The sequence below is a fragment of the Paracoccus marinaquae genome, from assembly GCF_018860165.1.
Classification (GTDB): domain Bacteria; phylum Pseudomonadota; class Alphaproteobacteria; order Rhodobacterales; family Rhodobacteraceae; genus Paracoccus; species Paracoccus marinaquae.
Map to the genome: position 1 here is coordinate 15,511 of NZ_JAHKNG010000008.1, position 15,727 is coordinate 31,237.

Annotated in this window: 11 protein-coding genes; 5 read left to right on the forward strand and 6 right to left on the reverse strand. The window is 69.1% G+C overall.

Annotated elements, in window-relative coordinates; all coding sequences use genetic code 11:
* The first annotated feature begins 42 nt into the window (after window positions 1-42).
* On the forward strand, window positions 43-1,161 hold the full coding sequence (locus KNW02_RS06600; RefSeq protein ID WP_216032474.1) for a pentapeptide repeat-containing protein: 1,119 nt from the start codon (window positions 43-45) through the stop codon (window positions 1,159-1,161).
* Window positions 1,162-1,196: 35 nt separating this feature from the next.
* On the opposite strand, the gene metK is transcribed toward KNW02_RS06600, so the two are convergent.
* The 6 genes from metK to KNW02_RS06630 form a co-directional block, all read right to left on the reverse strand.
* The gene (gene metK, locus KNW02_RS06605; RefSeq protein ID WP_216032475.1) at window positions 1,197-2,375 is read right to left on the reverse strand and encodes a methionine adenosyltransferase; all 1,179 of its coding nucleotides are present in this window, start codon (window positions 2,373-2,375) and stop codon (window positions 1,197-1,199) included.
* Between the two features lie 3 nt (window positions 2,376-2,378).
* Window positions 2,379-3,773, reverse strand: a complete 1,395-nt coding sequence (ahcY, locus tag KNW02_RS06610; RefSeq protein ID WP_216032476.1) for an adenosylhomocysteinase — start codon at window positions 3,771-3,773, stop codon at window positions 2,379-2,381.
* 507 nt (window positions 3,774-4,280) lie between these two features.
* Complete coding sequence (locus KNW02_RS06615; protein WP_216032477.1) at window positions 4,281-4,979, reverse strand: WHG domain-containing protein; 699 nt, start codon at window positions 4,977-4,979, stop codon at window positions 4,281-4,283.
* A 318-nt stretch (window positions 4,980-5,297) separates the two neighbouring features.
* Window positions 5,298-7,118 carry a translational GTPase TypA gene (gene typA, locus KNW02_RS06620; protein ID WP_216032478.1) on the reverse strand — a complete coding sequence of 607 codons (1,821 nt, stop codon included), beginning with the start codon at window positions 7,116-7,118 and terminating at the stop codon, window positions 5,298-5,300.
* 373 nt (window positions 7,119-7,491) lie between these two features.
* Window positions 7,492-8,247: a hydroxypyruvate isomerase family protein gene (locus KNW02_RS06625; protein ID WP_216032479.1), complete on the reverse strand. Its 756-nt coding sequence runs from the start codon at window positions 8,245-8,247 to the stop codon at window positions 7,492-7,494.
* A 7-nt stretch (window positions 8,248-8,254) separates the two neighbouring features.
* Window positions 8,255-8,803 (reverse strand): DUF1285 domain-containing protein, encoded by a 549-nt coding sequence (locus tag KNW02_RS06630; protein WP_216032480.1) that lies wholly within the window; start codon window positions 8,801-8,803, stop codon window positions 8,255-8,257.
* 64 nt (window positions 8,804-8,867) lie between these two features.
* Here KNW02_RS06630 and KNW02_RS06635 point away from each other — a divergent pair, with 64 nt between their 5' ends.
* Genes KNW02_RS06635 through KNW02_RS06650 form a run of 4 tightly spaced genes read left to right on the forward strand, consistent with a single transcriptional unit; the run spans window position 8,868 to window position 15,619 of the window.
* The gene (locus KNW02_RS06635; protein WP_216032481.1) at window positions 8,868-9,875 is read left to right on the forward strand and encodes an AAA family ATPase; all 1,008 of its coding nucleotides are present in this window, start codon (window positions 8,868-8,870) and stop codon (window positions 9,873-9,875) included.
* Window positions 9,876-9,882: 7 nt separating this feature from the next.
* The gene (locus KNW02_RS06640) at window positions 9,883-10,752 is read left to right on the forward strand and encodes a DUF58 domain-containing protein (protein WP_252733508.1); all 870 of its coding nucleotides are present in this window, start codon (window positions 9,883-9,885) and stop codon (window positions 10,750-10,752) included.
* A complete protein-coding gene (locus tag KNW02_RS06645) occupies window positions 10,752-13,517 on the forward strand; it encodes a DUF4159 domain-containing protein (protein ID WP_216032482.1) in 2,766 nt (921 codons plus the stop codon). The genes KNW02_RS06640 and KNW02_RS06645 overlap by 1 nt, the downstream gene beginning before the upstream one ends.
* Window positions 13,514-15,619, forward strand: a complete 2,106-nt coding sequence (locus KNW02_RS06650) for a hypothetical protein (RefSeq protein WP_216032483.1) — start codon at window positions 13,514-13,516, stop codon at window positions 15,617-15,619. The genes KNW02_RS06645 and KNW02_RS06650 overlap by 4 nt, the downstream gene beginning before the upstream one ends.
* The last annotated feature ends 108 nt before the right edge of the window (window positions 15,620-15,727 follow it).

The following is a 15,727-nucleotide window of genomic DNA, read 5'->3' on the forward strand; positions in this document are numbered from 1 at the left end:
ACGCCGCGTTAAGCGGTCGGGCGCAACGGCGGGGCGTGTCGCATGGGCGGTTTCGTGATAGGATCGGCGGGTTCGCCGTGCCGTGTCAGGATCTGCCCCCCGTGTCCCGCCAGAGCCGACAGCTTCGCCAGATCGGCCGCAGCATGGGCGCGCGCGCCCAGGCGTGAGGGGCCGCCGCAGATCGATCCGGTCGCGCGGATCGACGCGCTGACCGCGACCGGGCGGGCGAACTGGTTTGCGCTGCTGGCCTATCTGGCCTTCGCGCTGATCACCACGCTGGGGGTCGAGGATGTCGATTTCTTCGTGGACAGCCGGCAGACGCAGCTGTCGCTGGTCAATGTCTCGATCCCGACCTTTTCCTTCTTCGTCTTCGCCCCGATCCTTGGCGCGGCGCTTTATGCCTATCTGCACCTGCATATCCGCAAGGTGACCGAGCCGCTGGCCGAGGCGCCGCAACCCGCGTACCTTAAGGCGAAGCGGCAGGCGTGGTGCACAGCGCGCGGCTATGTCGAGGGTGCAGACCCGGATTGCGCCGGTTTCTTTGCCCGGATCGAGCAGGATTTCGACGTGGAATGGATCACCTATCGCAAGGCCCTGATCGCCTTGATCGCCAAGCCCGACCTGCGCGGCAAGGACCTGCGCCGGGCCCTGCTGTCAGGGGCAGAGCTTTCCGGAATCGATTTTCGCGGGGCGCTGATGCAGGGGGCGAACCTCGGCTGGGCGGGCTTGCAATCCGTTAAATGGCAGGGTGCCAAAGGCAGTGCATCGCTCGCCCATTCCGCGGATTTTCGTGGAAGCACCGGTCTGATGCAGGAGCTTCTTTCCACAATGATCGGAAATCCCGAAACATTGCTGCCGGATACCCGCGATGCCGCAACGGGCGAATCGTTGTTCGTTCCCTCTTGCTGGCCCTTCGAACCCAAAGGCTGGCATGTGCTTGTCGGGGCTCTTGCCCGAAACGGAATGACCGAAGAGAGGATGCGTGCCGAATTCCTCTGCGCGCCCGGCGAGGCGCCCCGGAAGACCGGCACGCCTTGGCCATTGGACCGCGATCCACCTTGGGTCGAGGACCCGGGCTGGATGCCACAGGATAGAGGCGAGATGGTGATCTATACGCCGACGCCGGCTCCGCCGAAGGCTTTTGCTCCGCCTGCCCTGTAGAAGCAAAAGGGGCGGCAGCGCCGCCCCTCTCGGGGTCAGGTCAGGGCTGCCCGCAGCGCCTCGGCCTTGTTCGCCTGTTCCCAGCTGAAGGCCAGGGCATTGGCCAGCGCGTAGGGTTCGCGGCCGAAATGGCCGTAGCTGGCGGTCGGGCGGTAGATCGGGTGCAGAAGGTCCAGATCGCGGATGATGGCGAAGGGGCGCAGGTCGAAAACCTCGCGCACCGCCGCCACGATCCGGTCATGGGGCACGGTCTCGGTGTCGAAGGTGTTCAGCGAGATCGAGGTCGGCTGCGCCTCGCCGATGGCATAGCTGACCTGAATTTCGCAGCGCGAGGCCAGGCCGGCGGCGACGATGTTCTTGGCCACCCAGCGGCCGGCATAGGCGGCCGAGCGGTCGACCTTGCTGGGATCCTTGCCCGAAAACGCGCCGCCGCCATGGCGCGCCATGCCGCCATAGCTGTCGACGATGATCTTGCGCCCGGTCAGGCCGCAATCGCCGACCGGGCCGCCGATGACGAACTTGCCGGTCGGGTTGATGAAATACTTGGTGCCGGCGGAGAGCCATTCGGCCGGCAGCACCGGCCTGATGATTTCCTCGATCACCGCCTCGCGCAGGTCCTTCAGCGCGATCTCGGGGTTGTGCTGGGTCGACAGGACCACGGCGTCGATGCCCTCGGGGCGGCCGTCGGCGCCATAGCGCAGCGTGACCTGCGATTTCGCGTCCGGGCGCAGCCAGGGCAGGGTGCCGTCGCGGCGGACCTTCGACTGGCGTTCCACCAGACGATGCGCATAGGTGATCGGCGCGGGCATCAGCACGTCGGTCTCATCCGAGGCATAGCCGAACATCAGGCCCTGGTCGCCGGCGCCCTGATTTTCGAGCGTGTCGCGGTCAACGCCCTGATTGATCTCGGGCGACTGCTTGCCGATGATGTTGATGACCGAGCAGGTGGCGCCGTCGAAGCCGACCTCGCTGCTGGTATAGCCGATATCGTTGATGACGCTGCGCACGATCGATTCCAGATCGACCCAGGCGGTCGTGCTGATCTCGCCCGAGATGATGGCGACGCCGGTCTTGACCATGGTCTCGCAGGCGACGCGGGCGCGCGGATCCTCGGCCAGGATGGCGTCGAGGATGGCGTCCGAGATCTGGTCGGCGATCTTGTCGGGATGGCCCTCGGACACGGATTCCGAGGTGAAAAGGGAATACTCGCTCATGGTTCAGTACCGGTAATGATCAGACTTGAAGGGACCTTCGGGGGTGACGCCGATATAGGCGGCCTGCTCGGGCGACAGTCTGGTCAGCCTGACGCCGATCTTGTCGAGATGCAGGGCCGCGACCTTTTCGTCGAGCGCCTTGGGCAGGATATAGACGCCGGGCCGGTAGTCGTTGCCCTTGGTCCACAGCTCGATCTGGGCCAGCACCTGATTGGTGAAGCTGGCCGACATGACGAAGCTGGGATGGCCGGTGGCGTTGCCGAGGTTCAGGAGCCGGCCCTGCGACAGCAGGATGATGCGGTGCCCCGAGGGCATCTCGATCAGGTCCACCTGGTCCTTGATATTGGTCCATTTGTGGTTTTTCAGCGCGGCGACCTGAATCTCGTTGTCGAAATGGCCGATATTGCCGACGATGGCCATGTCCTTCATCGCCCGCATGTGTTCCAGCCGGATCACGTCCTTGTTGCCGGTGGTGGTGATGAAGATGTCGGCGCTGTCGGCCACGTCTTCCAGCGTGACCACCTCGAAGCCGTCCATGGCGGCCTGCAGCGCGCAGATCGGATCGACCTCGGTCACCTTCACCCGGGCGCCGGCGCCGCGCAGGCTGGCCGCGCTGCCCTTGCCGACATCGCCGTAGCCGCAGACCACGGCGACCTTGCCGGCCATCATCACGTCGGTGGCGCGGCGGATGCCGTCGACGAGGCTTTCCTTGCAGCCGTACTTGTTGTCGAATTTCGACTTGGTGACGCTGTCGTTGACGTTGATCGCGGGGAAGGGCAGCAGGCCCTTCTTGTGCAGGTCATAGAGGCGATGGACGCCGGTGGTGGTTTCCTCGCTGACCCCTTTGATCGCGTCGCGCTGGCGGGTGAACCAGCCGGGGCTGGCCTCGAGCCTCGTGCGGATCTGGGCGAAAAGCGCCTCTTCCTCTTCGCTGCCAGGCGTGGCGATCAGCTCGGTCTCGCCGGCCTCGACCCGCGCGCCCATGAGGATATAGAGGGTCGCGTCGCCGCCGTCGTCGAGGATCATGTTCGCCGTGCCTTCGCCGCCGAACTGGAAGATCCTGTCGGTATAGGACCAGTATTCCTCGAGCGTCTCGCCCTTGATGGCGAAGACCGGCACGCCCGAGGCCGCGATCGCCGCCGCCGCATGGTCCTGCGTCGAGTAGATGTTGCACGACGCCCAGCGGACCTCGGCGCCAAGCGCGGTCAGGGTCTCGATCAGCACCGCCGTCTGCACGGTCATGTGCAGGCTGCCGGCGATCCGCGCGCCCTTCAGCGGCTGGGCGTCGCCATATTCGGCGCGCAGCGCCATCAGGCCCGGCATCTCGGTTTCGGCAATGTCCAGTTCCTTGCGGCCAAATTGGGCAAGGCCGATATCCCTGATGATATAGTCGGTCACGCTGTCCGTCCCTCGTCACTCTGAAAATCGGGCCGGTGATAGCGCAGGACCCGGACGGACGGAAGGGTATTCGGGAAAGGTGTTACGAAGTCGTTTCCGAGCCGATGGGTGCCGTGGCCGGGGGAGAGGGGCGTTAAGGCTGCGGCAGAACCCCAGACCCGCCGCAGCCCGGAAAGGCGACAGTGCGCTGTCTCCCCTCCATCTTGTGGGGCGGGGGTCCTGGACGGCCTCGCGGCCTCGTCCGGAACCTGCCCCCGACACATATGCCCGACATCACTGCAACAACCGTTCGGCTGGCCTGCGGGAAAATCACGCGGCAGCGGCTCGTGCTACTCGGTCCGGTCCGGCGTCGGGCCGCAGGAACCGGAAACTCTGGGCGGCCCGTTGCCCGAATTTTGCGTGACATGCAATGCCCGGCCGGAATCTTGTTCCTTCACCATGACCTCCGCGCCGCAGTCACCGGATCCGGCGCGGAGGCAGTCAGCCTTTCTCGTCCTGTCCTGCAATTCAGCGCTGCCGCCGCAGGGAGCCACGGGCGAATCGGCGCACGAAATCGTGCAGCACCACCTTCGCGGCCTCGATCGGCGCCGCGTCAGGATACCACTCGGCCATGCGATGGTCGATGACCATGCGCGCCAGCCCGTAGGCGAAGGTGCGGCTGGAGAGGACCATCAGGTGGATATTCTCGTCCGGGGACAGGCGGCCCGATTGCTGCGCGCGTTCGAGCATCCGTGTCATCAGTTCGGTGAGCGAATCGAGGTAGCGGCGAAGCTGCGGCGTGCCCAGCGTATCCAGAAGCCGGTCATCCGACAAAAGCCGGAACTGGGCGTGATAGACGCTGGCCCAGTCGATATAGGCATCGCCGAGCGCGGTGAACTGGGCGACGGCATCCTCGGGGTCGACCTTGACCACGGCCTTCACGCAATTGTCGATCAGCAGCACCAGGGCCTGCTCGGCCGCGGCGACCATAACGGCATGAATATCCGGGAAGATGCGCTGCACATCCTCGAGCGGCACCTCCAGCGCCTCGGCGACCGCGTCAAGCTGCGGCAGGGTCGTCTGGCCCCGTTCAAGCAGGTCCAGCATCGCCACGATCGTGCGTCCGTGCAGGCCCAGCCCCTCGGCGATGCGCTGGTGCTTGCTCATCGGGCCGTCCTCGAAGCCGGGCGTGGCGCCGGCGGGCGCCGGGTGGTCGTCAAGTGACATCGTTTGTCCTTACCTGATGACTCAGGATAACCCGAAACCAGCCGGAATGGTTCAATTTTATGCAGATCGTGCAGGCGCGGCCGGCAACGGCGGCCGGCCGCCGGAGGCCGGCCGGACAAAGCCCGGCCCGCGGAAGGGTACGCGGCTGCGCCGCATCGGGATGCGGGGACCTCGGACCGTCGCCGAGTAATCCGACCTGGACAAGACGTCATCGGCAAGCGCCTCGGACCGTGAGTGATACGGACCAGCGTATCACCCTCGCCGGAGGCTGCGAACTGGGAGAAAAGGTCAGGTTCGGTCGCGGATGGACCGGCCGGCTCAGGCTTCGGCGCGGGCCTGACGCTTGCGCTCGTGCGGGTCGAGGTGCCGCTTGCGCAGGCGGATGTTCTTCGGCGTGACCTCGACCAGCTCGTCATCGTCGATATAGGCGATGGCCTCTTCCAGCGACATGCGCACCGGCGGCGTCAGGCGCACCGCCTCGTCCGTGCCCGAGGCGCGGACATTGGTCAGCTTCTTGCCCTTCAGCGGGTTCACTTCCAGATCGTTGTCGCGGGAATGCTCGCCGATGATCATGCCCTCATAGACCTGTTCCTGCGCGCCGATGAACATCTTGCCGCGCTCTTCCAGGTTCCACAGCGCATAGGCGACCGAGACGCCGTCCTCCATCGAGATCAGCACGCCCTGGCGGCGGCCCTGGATCGCGCCCTTGTAGGGGGTCCAGCCGTGGAAGATGCGGTTCAGCACGCCGTTGCCGCGCGTGTCGGTCATGAATTCGCCGTGATAGCCGATCAGCCCGCGCGAGGGCACATGGGCGACGATCCGGGTCTTGCCATGGCCGGCGGGGCGCATGTCCAGCATCTCGCCCTTGCGGTCGCCGGTCAGCTTTTCGATCACCGCGCCGGTGAAATCGTCATCGACATCGATGATGACCTCCTCGACCGGTTCCAGCCGCTGCTCGTCCTCTTCGCGGTAGATCACGCGCGGGCGCGAGATCGACAGTTCGAACCCCTCGCGGCGCATGTTCTCGATCAGCACGCCCATCTGCAACTCGCCGCGGCCCGAGACCACGAAGGCGTCGCCGCCCGGCGTGTCCTCGACCTTGATGGCGACGTTGGATTCCGCCTCTTTCAGCAGCCGTTCACGGATCACGCGGGACTGCACCTTGTTGCCGTCGCGGCCGGCGAGCGGCGAATCGTTGATGCCGAAGGTCACGCTGATCGTCGGCGGGTCGATCGGCTGGGCGGGCAGCGCGGTATCCACCTCGGGGGCGCAGATGGTGTCGGCGACCGTGGCTTTGGCCATGCCGGCCAGGGTGACGATATCGCCGGCCTGGGCCTCGTCGATGGGCTGCTGGGTCAGGCCGCGGAAGGCCAGCACCTTCGAGATGCGGAACTGTTCGACCCGCTGGCCGTCGCGCGACAGGGCCTTCACCGTGTCGCCGGCCTTTGCGCGGCCGGCCTCGACCCGGCCGGTCAGCAGGCGGCCGAGGAAGTTGTCGGCGCCGAGCGTGGTGGCCAGCATCTGGAAGGGCTCGGATTCGCGGGCGATCTGCTTCGGCGGCCCGACATGGCTCAGGATTAGGTCGAACAGCGCCGACATGTCCTTGCGCGGGCCATCGAGGGCCGCATCCGCCCAGCCGCCGATGCCGCTGGCATAGAGATGCGGGAAATCCAGTTGCTCGTCGCTGGCGCCGAGATTGGCGAAGAGGTCGAAGACATCGTTCAGCGCGTCATCGGGTTCGGCCGCCGGCTTGTCGACCTTGTTCAGCACGACGATCGGGCGCAGGCCAAGCGCCAGCGCCTTCGAGGTCACGAACTTGGTCTGCGGCATCGGGCCTTCGGCGGCATCGACCAGCAGGCAGACGCCATCGACCATCGACAGGATCCGCTCGACCTCGCCGCCGAAATCGGCGTGGCCGGGGGTGTCGACGATGTTGATGCGGGTGCCTTTCCATTCGACCGAGGTGGCCTTGGCGAGGATGGTGATGCCGCGTTCGCGTTCGATATCGTTGCTGTCCATCACCCGCTCGGCGACCGACTGGTTCTCGCGGAAGGATCCCGATTGCTTCAGCAACTGGTCCACGAGTGTCGTCTTGCCGTGATCGACATGGGCGATGATGGCGATATTGCGGATATCCATTGGCGAACCTTCTGCTGTCGCGGTCGCCCTACAGAAAGCCGCCGCGAAACGCCAGCCGCAAATGTGCGCCCGTCCGCCCCTAGCGCAGGCCGAGGAAGGACAGGATGAACAGGACCACGACCACCAGGCCGACGATATAGATGATGGAGTTCAAGGCGCTTTCCTTTCCTGTTGCGCGGTCGGGGCCGGGATCAGAACACGAAATTCACGATGGCGAGGACGATCACCACCAGACCGACCAGATAGATGATGCTGTGCATGGCTCCTCCCTTCATGCCTGCTGCCGGGGCGCCGTGCAGGTGCCGCCCCGTCGTCCGAGGAAAAACGCCCCCTGCGGCCCGGAGGTTCCCGCCTGTTTCGCGCGCCCGTCAGATCAGGCGCCCCGCAGCCAGCCGAGCCCGGTCTCGGTATGTCGTTCGGGGTTGTATTCCGCGCTGACCCAGCCGCGATAGCCGTCCGCATCCAGTTGCGCGAAGAAGGCCGGATAGTCGATCTGGCCGCCCGCGGGCTCGTGCCGGCCGGGGCAGCCGGCGATCTGGACATGCCGCACATGGGCCGCGACCCGGCGCCAGGCGGCGGGCATGTCGCCGGTGATCATCTGGGCGTGATAGGCGTCGAATTGCAGGCCCAGATTCGCCGCCCCGATCTGGCCGATGATCTCGGCCGCCAGATCGAAATCCGACAGGAAATAGCCGGGCATGTCGGTGCGGTTGATCGGCTCGATGGTCAGGCTGGCATGGGGCGCGCGCTCGGCCGCCCAGGTCAGGTTCCCGATGAAGGTCCGCTGTGCCGCCTCGCCTTCGGCCACGCCGGCCATGATATGGATATGCCGCGCCCTGAGCGCCTGGGCAAAGCGCAGCGCGCGGTCGAAATCGCGGCGGAACCGGTCCTCGAGGCCCGGCTGGGCGGCAAAGCCGCGCGGCCCGCCGGCCCAGTTCGGCGGCGGCGTGTTGATCAGCACCATCTCGAGCCCGGCCGAGATGGCGGCGCGCGACAGGTCGCGGGCGGGGATGTCGTAGGGAAACAGGATCTCGACGCCCTCGAAGCCGGCCTCGGCGGCGGCGGCAAAGCGGTCGAGCATCGGCAGTTCGGTGAACAGCAGCGTCAGGTTGGCGGCAAAGCGGGGCATTCTTGCCTCATGGTTCCAGCGCGAAGAACTGCCCGGCCGAGCGCACCCCGGCGCGCCCCTCGGGTCCTTCGCCCGCCGCCGCCGCCAGCCGGTAGAAGGTCTTGCGGTCGATCAGCGCCTCGAGGCCCGCGCGGACATGGACATAGGGGCGCGGCTCGGCCTGGTCGCCGCGGATGACGATCGGATGATCGGCATCGGCCACGACCCGGTCGCCGACATTGGTGGTGAAGGTGATCCGGTCGGGGCCGATATCGGCGTCGATGGCGACGAAGGGCGCGTCCTCGACCCGGATGCCGACCTTCTCGATCGGGGTGACGAGGTAGAACTTGCCGTCCTCGCGCTTCAGCACCGTGGAAAACAGCCGCACCATCGCCGGGCGGCCGATCGGCGTGCCCTGATAGAACCAGGTCCCGTCGGCGCGGATCTCCATGTCAAGATCGCCGCAGAAGGGCGGGTTCCACAGATGCACCGGCGGCAATCCGCCCTTTTGCGCCGCCTTGCTGGCAGCGGCGGCAATCCCTTCGGCACTCACGCTTTTGTCACTCTGATCTGCCATTGGTTATGGTCGCCCCGTCATGACTTCCCTATGCTCTGGTCTAGAGCAGCAGAAGGGCGTTGTCATGGCTTCGGATGAAATTCTGGTCCACGAGGTCGAGGCTCTGGGGCAGCGGCTGACCGAGGCCCGCACCAGCATCGAGCGGCGCTTTGTCGGCCAGCACGCGGTGGTCGAGCAGGTGCTGGCGGCGATCCTGTCGGGCGGGCATGCGCTGCTGGTCGGCCAGCCGGGTCTGGGCAAGACCATGCTGGTCCAGACGCTGGCGACGGTCCTGGGCATGGACAGCAACCGCATCCAGTTCACCCCCGACCTGATGCCGGCCGATATTCTCGGCTCGGAGGTCCTGGACGTGCTGCCCGACGGCACCCGCGCCTTCCGGTTCATCGAAGGGCCGGTCTTCACCCAGCTGCTGATGGCCGACGAGATCAACCGCGCCTCGCCCCGCACCCAGTCGGCGCTGCTGCAGGCCATGCAGGAGCGCGAGGTGACGGTCAGCGGCCAGCATCGCCCGCTGGGCCGGCCCTTCCATGTGCTGGCGACGCAGAACCCGATCGAGCAGGAGGGCACCTATCCGCTGCCCGAGGCGCAACTGGACCGGTTCCTGTTGCAGATCGACGTGGATTACCCCGACCGCGACACCGAGCGCGAGATCCTGCTGGCCACCACCGGGCTGGGCGAGGGCGAGGCGCATCGCGCCTTCGACCCCGAGGCGCTGATCGCGGCGCAGCGGCTGATCCGGCAGATGCCGGTGGGCGAGGCGGTGGTCGAGGCGATCCTCGATCTGGTCCGCGCCTTCCGGCCCGGCTCGGACGAATCCGGCGGTCGGGTCGATGATGTGCTGGTCTGGGGGCCGGGGCCGCGCGCGGCGCAGGCGCTGATGCTGGTGACGCGGGCGCGGGCGGTGCTGAACGGCCGCTTCGCGCCGACGTTGGAGGATGTCGAGGCGATGGCCGCCCCGGTGCTGCGTCACCGCATGGCGCTGTCCTTCGCGGCGCGGGCACGGGGCGAAAGCGTCGATGGCGTGATCGCCCGGCTGGTCGGGCAGCGTTTCGGAAGCCAGCAGGCGGCATGAGGCGATCTTGACGCAGGCTCCCGCCGATCTCCGTGCCCGCGCCGAAGCCGCCAGCGCCCATCTGCCCGGCCTGATTCTGTCGGCCGAGCGGCTGGCGGCGATGGTGGCGCCGGGCGCGCACGGGCTGCGCCGGGCCGGCCCCGGCGAGGATTTCTGGCAGTACCGGCCGGCCCATGCGGGCGATACCGCGCGCAGCATCGACTGGCGCCGCTCGGCCCGTTCGGATGCGCAGTTCGTGCGCGACCGCGAGGCGCAGACGGCGCAGGCGGTGGGGCTGTGGGTCTCGGCCGGGCAGGGCATGGGTTACAGCGGCGCCCCGGAGCGCCCGGCCAAGGGCAGCCGCGCGCAATTGCTGGCGCTGGCCCTTGGCATGGTGCTGCTGCGCGGCGGCGAGAAGGTCGGGCTTCTGGGCCAGCCGGCGCGCGCGGGCCGCGCGCAGGCCGCGCGTCTGGCCGAGGGCATGACCATGGCGCCGACGGCCGAGGACGATGCCGACGCGCCCCCGCCCGAGGTTCTGCGCCCCAATCAGCGGCTGGTGATCCTGTCGGATTTCCTGACCGATCCGGCCTGGGTCGAGGCGCTTCTGGCGCGGGCGGCGGGGCTTGGCGTCGGCGGCGTGCTGATGCAGGTGCTGGACCCGGACGAGGAGAATTTTCCCTATGCCGGTGCGGTTCTGTTCCGCTCGTTCTCGGGCGCGCTGCGCCATGACAGCCGCGATGCCGAGGGGCTGCGCGAGGCCTATCTGGCGCGGCTGGCGGCGCGGCGCGACTGGCTGCGGGCGCAGGCCGAGGGCGCGGGCTGGCATTTCGGCCATCACGCCACCGACCATGCGCCGGCGCAGGCGCTGAACTGGCTTTATCGGGTGCTGGGGGGCTGATGCTGATCCTTGGCCCTCTTGGTTTCGCCGCGCCCTGGGTACTCACCGCGCTGATCGCGCTGCCGATCCTGTGGCTGATCCTGCGCGCGATGCCGCCGGCGCCGCGGCGGGTGGCCTTTCCGGGCGTCGCCCTGCTGCTGGGGCTGGTGGACCGGATCCCGGTGGCGCGGCGCACGCCCTGGTGGCTGCTGTTGCTGCGGCTCATGGCCGTCGCGGCGCTGATCCTGGCCTTTGCCGGGCCGATCTGGAAGCCGGTGGTGCAGGCCCCGGCCAGCGGCCCGCTGCTGGTGGTGATGGATGCCGGCTGGGCCGCGGCGCCGGACTGGGCCAGCCGCCAGAGCCGCGCCGAACGCGCCCTGTCCGAGGCCGCCGGGCGCGGTCGCCCGGCCGCGCTGCTGCTGGCCGATGGGCGGGGCGATCCCGGCGCGCTGGGCTTTGCACCGGCCGATACGCTCTTGGCGGGGCTGCGCGCGGCGCAGCCGGTCGCCTGGCAGAGCACCTATCCCGCGGATCCGCAGGCGGCGCTGGCGGCGATGCCCGAGGGGCGGCTTCAGACCCTGTGGCTGGCCGACGGGCTGGACCATCCGGGCCGGGGCGACTGGCTGGCCGCCCTGTCGGCCCGGGGTCCGGTGACGGTGGTGCCGCCGGCGCGGCCGGTCCGCGCGCTTGGCCTGCATGGCGGCGACACGCCCTCGCTGACGCTGAGCGCAAGCGACGAGGCGGCGCCGGCGATCCTTGCCATCGGCCCCGATCCGCAGGGCATCCAGCGCGATCTGGCGCGGCTGGTCCCAGGCGCGCCTGTGATGCGTGGCGGCGTCACCAGCCGCCCCACCGCCATCGACCTGCCGCCCGAGCTGCGCAACCGCATCACCCGGTTCCAGATCGAGGGCGAATCGCATGCCGGCGCCGTGGTTCTGGCCGATGACCGGGTCCGGCGGCGCAAGGTCGGGCTGGTCGGCGATCCCGACCGGCAGGCCGAGGGGCAGCAACTGCTGTCGCCGCTCTACTACCTGCGCCGGGCGCTGGCGCCGACCACCGATCTGGTCGAGGGGGGCCTGGGCGACGTGCTGGACAGCGCGCCCGATGTCATCATCCTGGCCGATCAGGTCGAACTGGCCGAAAGCGCCGAGCTTGCCCAATGGGTGGATGAGGGCGGGCTGCTGATCCGCTTTGCCGGGCCGCGCATGGCCGCATTCGAGCGGCTGGTCGATGAGCCGCTGCTGCCGGTTACGCTGCGCCAGGGCGGGCGCGATATCGGCGGCGCGCTGAGCTGGGGCGACCCGCGCGGGCTGGCGCCCTTTGCGGGCGACGGCATCTTCGCCGGGCTCACCGCGCCCGGGGATGTGGCGGTGCGCGCGCAGCTGATGGCGCAGCCCTCGCCCGATCTGGCCGGGCGGACGGTCGCGGCGCTCAGTGACAACACGCCGCTGGTCACCCGGCTGCGGTCGGGGCAGGGACAGGTGGTGCTGTTCCACGTCACCGCCAATGCTGAATGGTCGAACCTGCCGCTGTCGGGCCTGTTCGTCGGGATGCTGGACCGGCTGGTCGCCACCGCCCGGATCTCGGCTGCCGAGGAACGGGCCGATGACCGCGACCAGCCCTTCTGGACGCCCGAGACGGTGCTGGACGGCTTTGGCCGCGCCGCCCCGGCCGAGGATCTGGCGCCGGTGCCCGCCGCCGATCTGGCGCTTGGGCCGGGGCCGGGGCGGCCGGCCGGCATCTATGCCGCGGGCGAGCGGCGGGTGGCGCTGAATGCCGGGGGCGAGATCACGCTGGCGACCTGGCCGGGCGCGGCGGTCGAGAACCGTGCCGAGACGCCGGGCCGCGACCTCAAGGGGCTGCTGCTGGCCGCGGCGGCGCTGATCCTGGCGCTGGATGCGCTTGGCTCGGCGGCGCTGGCGCGCGGCGGGCGGGTGGCGGCGCTGCTGCTGATTGCGCTTGCCGCCCAGCCCGCATCGCAGGCGCGCGCGCAGGCGCAGGAGGCGCCGGTGCTGAACCCGGAACTGATCCGCGCCGCCGACGAGGTGGCGCTGGCCTATGTGCTGACCGGCGACGAGGCCATCGACCAGACCTCTTACGAGGGCCTGACGGGGCTGTCGCAGGCGCTGCGCCAGCGCACTTCGGTCGAGCCGGGCCAGCCCATCGGCATCGATCTGGACCGCGACGATCTGTCGATGCTGACCTTTCTCTACTGGCCGGTGACGGCCGAGCAGCCGGCGCCCTCGCCGCAGGCCTATCTGCGGCTGAACCATTTCCTGCGCTCGGGCGGGATGATCCTGTTCGACAGCCGCGACGGCGATGTGGCTGGCGTCGGCGGCCCGGACATGTCGGAGGCGCTGCAGAGCCTTGCCGCGCCGCTGGAGGTGCCGCCGCTGGCGCCGATCCCCGACGACCACGTGCTGACCCGGACCTTCTATCTGCTGGCCGATTTTCCGGGCCGCTGGCAGGGCAACCCGGTCTGGGTCGAGGCCCCGCCCGCCGGCGCCGAGGCCATGGAGGGGGTGCCGTTCCGGCAGCTGAACGACGGTGTCAGCCCGGTGGTGATCGGCGCCAACAGCTGGGCCGAGGCCTGGGCGATCGACGAGAACGGCTATCCGGTCTTTCCCATCGGCCGCGGCTGGGAGGGCGAGCAGCAGCGCGAGATGGCCTTTCGCTTTGGCATCAACCTGATCATGTATGTGCTGACCGGCAACTACAAATCCGATCAGGTGCATGTGCCGGCGCTGCTTGACCGGCTGCGGGTGGAAGAGGAGCTGGGTCCGTGAACCTCTCGGCGACCGAGCTGCGATTCGATCCGGCGCTGCCCTGGTGGGTGATCGCCGCGCTGGCGGCGCTGGCGCTGCTGGTGGCGGGTTTCGCGCTGTGGCGCGGACTGCGCGGCTGGGCCTGGCGCGGGCTTGCCGGACTTGCCGCCGCACTGGCGCTGGCCGGCCCGGCGCTGGAGATCGGCGATCGTGCCGGGCTGAGCGATATCGTCATCCTGCTGGACGACCGCTCGGCCAGCCAGACCCTGCCCGAGCGGGCAGCCCAGACCGATGCCGCGGTCGAGGCCCTGAGCCAGCAGATCGCGGCGCTGCCCGATACCGAGCTGCGCCGGGTCACGGTCGGCGATGACGAGGACGGCACCCTGCTGGCCACCGCCATGACCCGCGCCATCGCGGCCGAGCCCGAGGCGCGGCTGGCCGGCGTGATCGCCGTGACCGACGGCAACATCCACGACCCCGCCATGCTGCCCGCGGGCCTGCCCGCGCCGGCGCATGTGCTGCTGACCGGCCGGCCGCAGGACTGGGACCGGCGGCTGGTCATCGAGGAGGCGCCGGCCTTCGGCCTGATCGATCAGGATGTCACGATCCGGCTGCGGATCGAGGATCAGGGTGCCGTGCCGCCGGGGCTGCAAGGACGCTCGGCCAGTCTGCGGATCAGCATCGATGGCGGCGAGGAACAGCTGTTCGCCGTGCCCGTCGGGGTGTCGCTGGACCTGCCGGTGACGCTGGGCCATGCCGGGCAGAACGTGGTGCAGATCGGCTTTGACGCCCCCGGCGGCGGCGAACTGACCGAGCGCAACAATACCGCCGCCGTCAGCATCAACGGCGTGCGCGATCGGCTGCGCGTGCTGCTGGTCTCGGGCGAGCCGCATGCTGGTGAAAGAACCTGGCGCAACCTGTTGAAGTCGGACGCGGCCGTCGATCTGATCCATTTCACCATCCTACGCCCGCCCGACAAGTCCGACGGCGTGCCGGTGAACGAGTTGTCGCTGATCGCCTTCCCCACGCGCGAGCTGTTCCTGCAGCGCATCGACGATTTCGACCTGATCATCTTCGACCGCTATCGGGTGCGGGGCATCCTGCCGCCCGACTACTTCACGAACATCACCCGCTATGTCCGCGACGGCGGCGCGATCCTGGTCGCGGCGGGGCCGGAAATGGCCAGCGTCGAAAGCCTGAACCTGTCGCCCTTGGGCACGATCCTGCCGGCGCGCCCGACCGGCCGGGTGATCGACCAGCCCTTCACCCCGGAACTGACCGACGAGGGCCGCCGGCATCCGGTCACGGCGGGGCTGCCCGGCGCGCCCGTGGCCGAAGAGGGCGACGATTGGGGCCGCTGGCTGCGCATGGCCGAGGTCCTGCCCGATCCCGGGGCGCAGGTGGCGATGACCGGGGCCGAGGACAAGCCGCTCTTGATCCTGCAGCGGGTCGGCGAGGGGCGGGTGGCCATGCTGACCTCGGATCAGGTCTGGCTGTGGGGGCGCGGCTTCGAGGGCGGCGGGCCGCAGCTGGAACTGCTGCGCCGCATCGCGCACTGGTCGATGAAGGAGCCCGAACTTGAGGAAGAGGCGCTGCTGGCCGATATCGCGGGCGGGCTGGATGTCCGGTTCACCCGCCGCACCATGCAGGACAGCGCCGGGCCACTGACGATCACCGGGCCGGATGGCGAAACCGAAGAACTGGCGCTGAGCGAGATCGGGCCGGGCCGGTTCACCGCCGAATGGACCGCGCCCGGACCGGGCCTCTATCGCCTTCAGGACGGCGAGTTGCGCCGGGTTCTGGCGCTTGGTCCGCCCGCGCCGCGCGAATTCGAGCGGACGGTGGCCGATGCCGGGGCGCTGACGCCCCTGGCCGAGGCCAGCGGCGGGGCGGTGCTGGCGCTGTCCGAGGGGGTGCCCGACCTGCGCACCGTCGCGCCGGGCCGCAGCGCGCATGGCCGCGGCGTGGCCCGCGACTGGATCGCGATCACGCCGCGCGAGGCGGCCACCGTCACCGGGCTGGCGCGGCGGCCGCTGTTGCCGGGCTGGGCCTGGCTGGGGCTGATCGCCGCGCTGATCCTTGCCGGATGGCTGACCGAGGGTCGGGCTGGCCGGCGCGGCTAGACCGGCAGGGCGGCGCCGATGCCGCAGCGGTCGCGCCCCGGCGCCAGCCCGAATGCTTGCCAAGGCGCTGCGGCGTTGTTAACCCGAGGGAAATCGCCTGAAGGAACG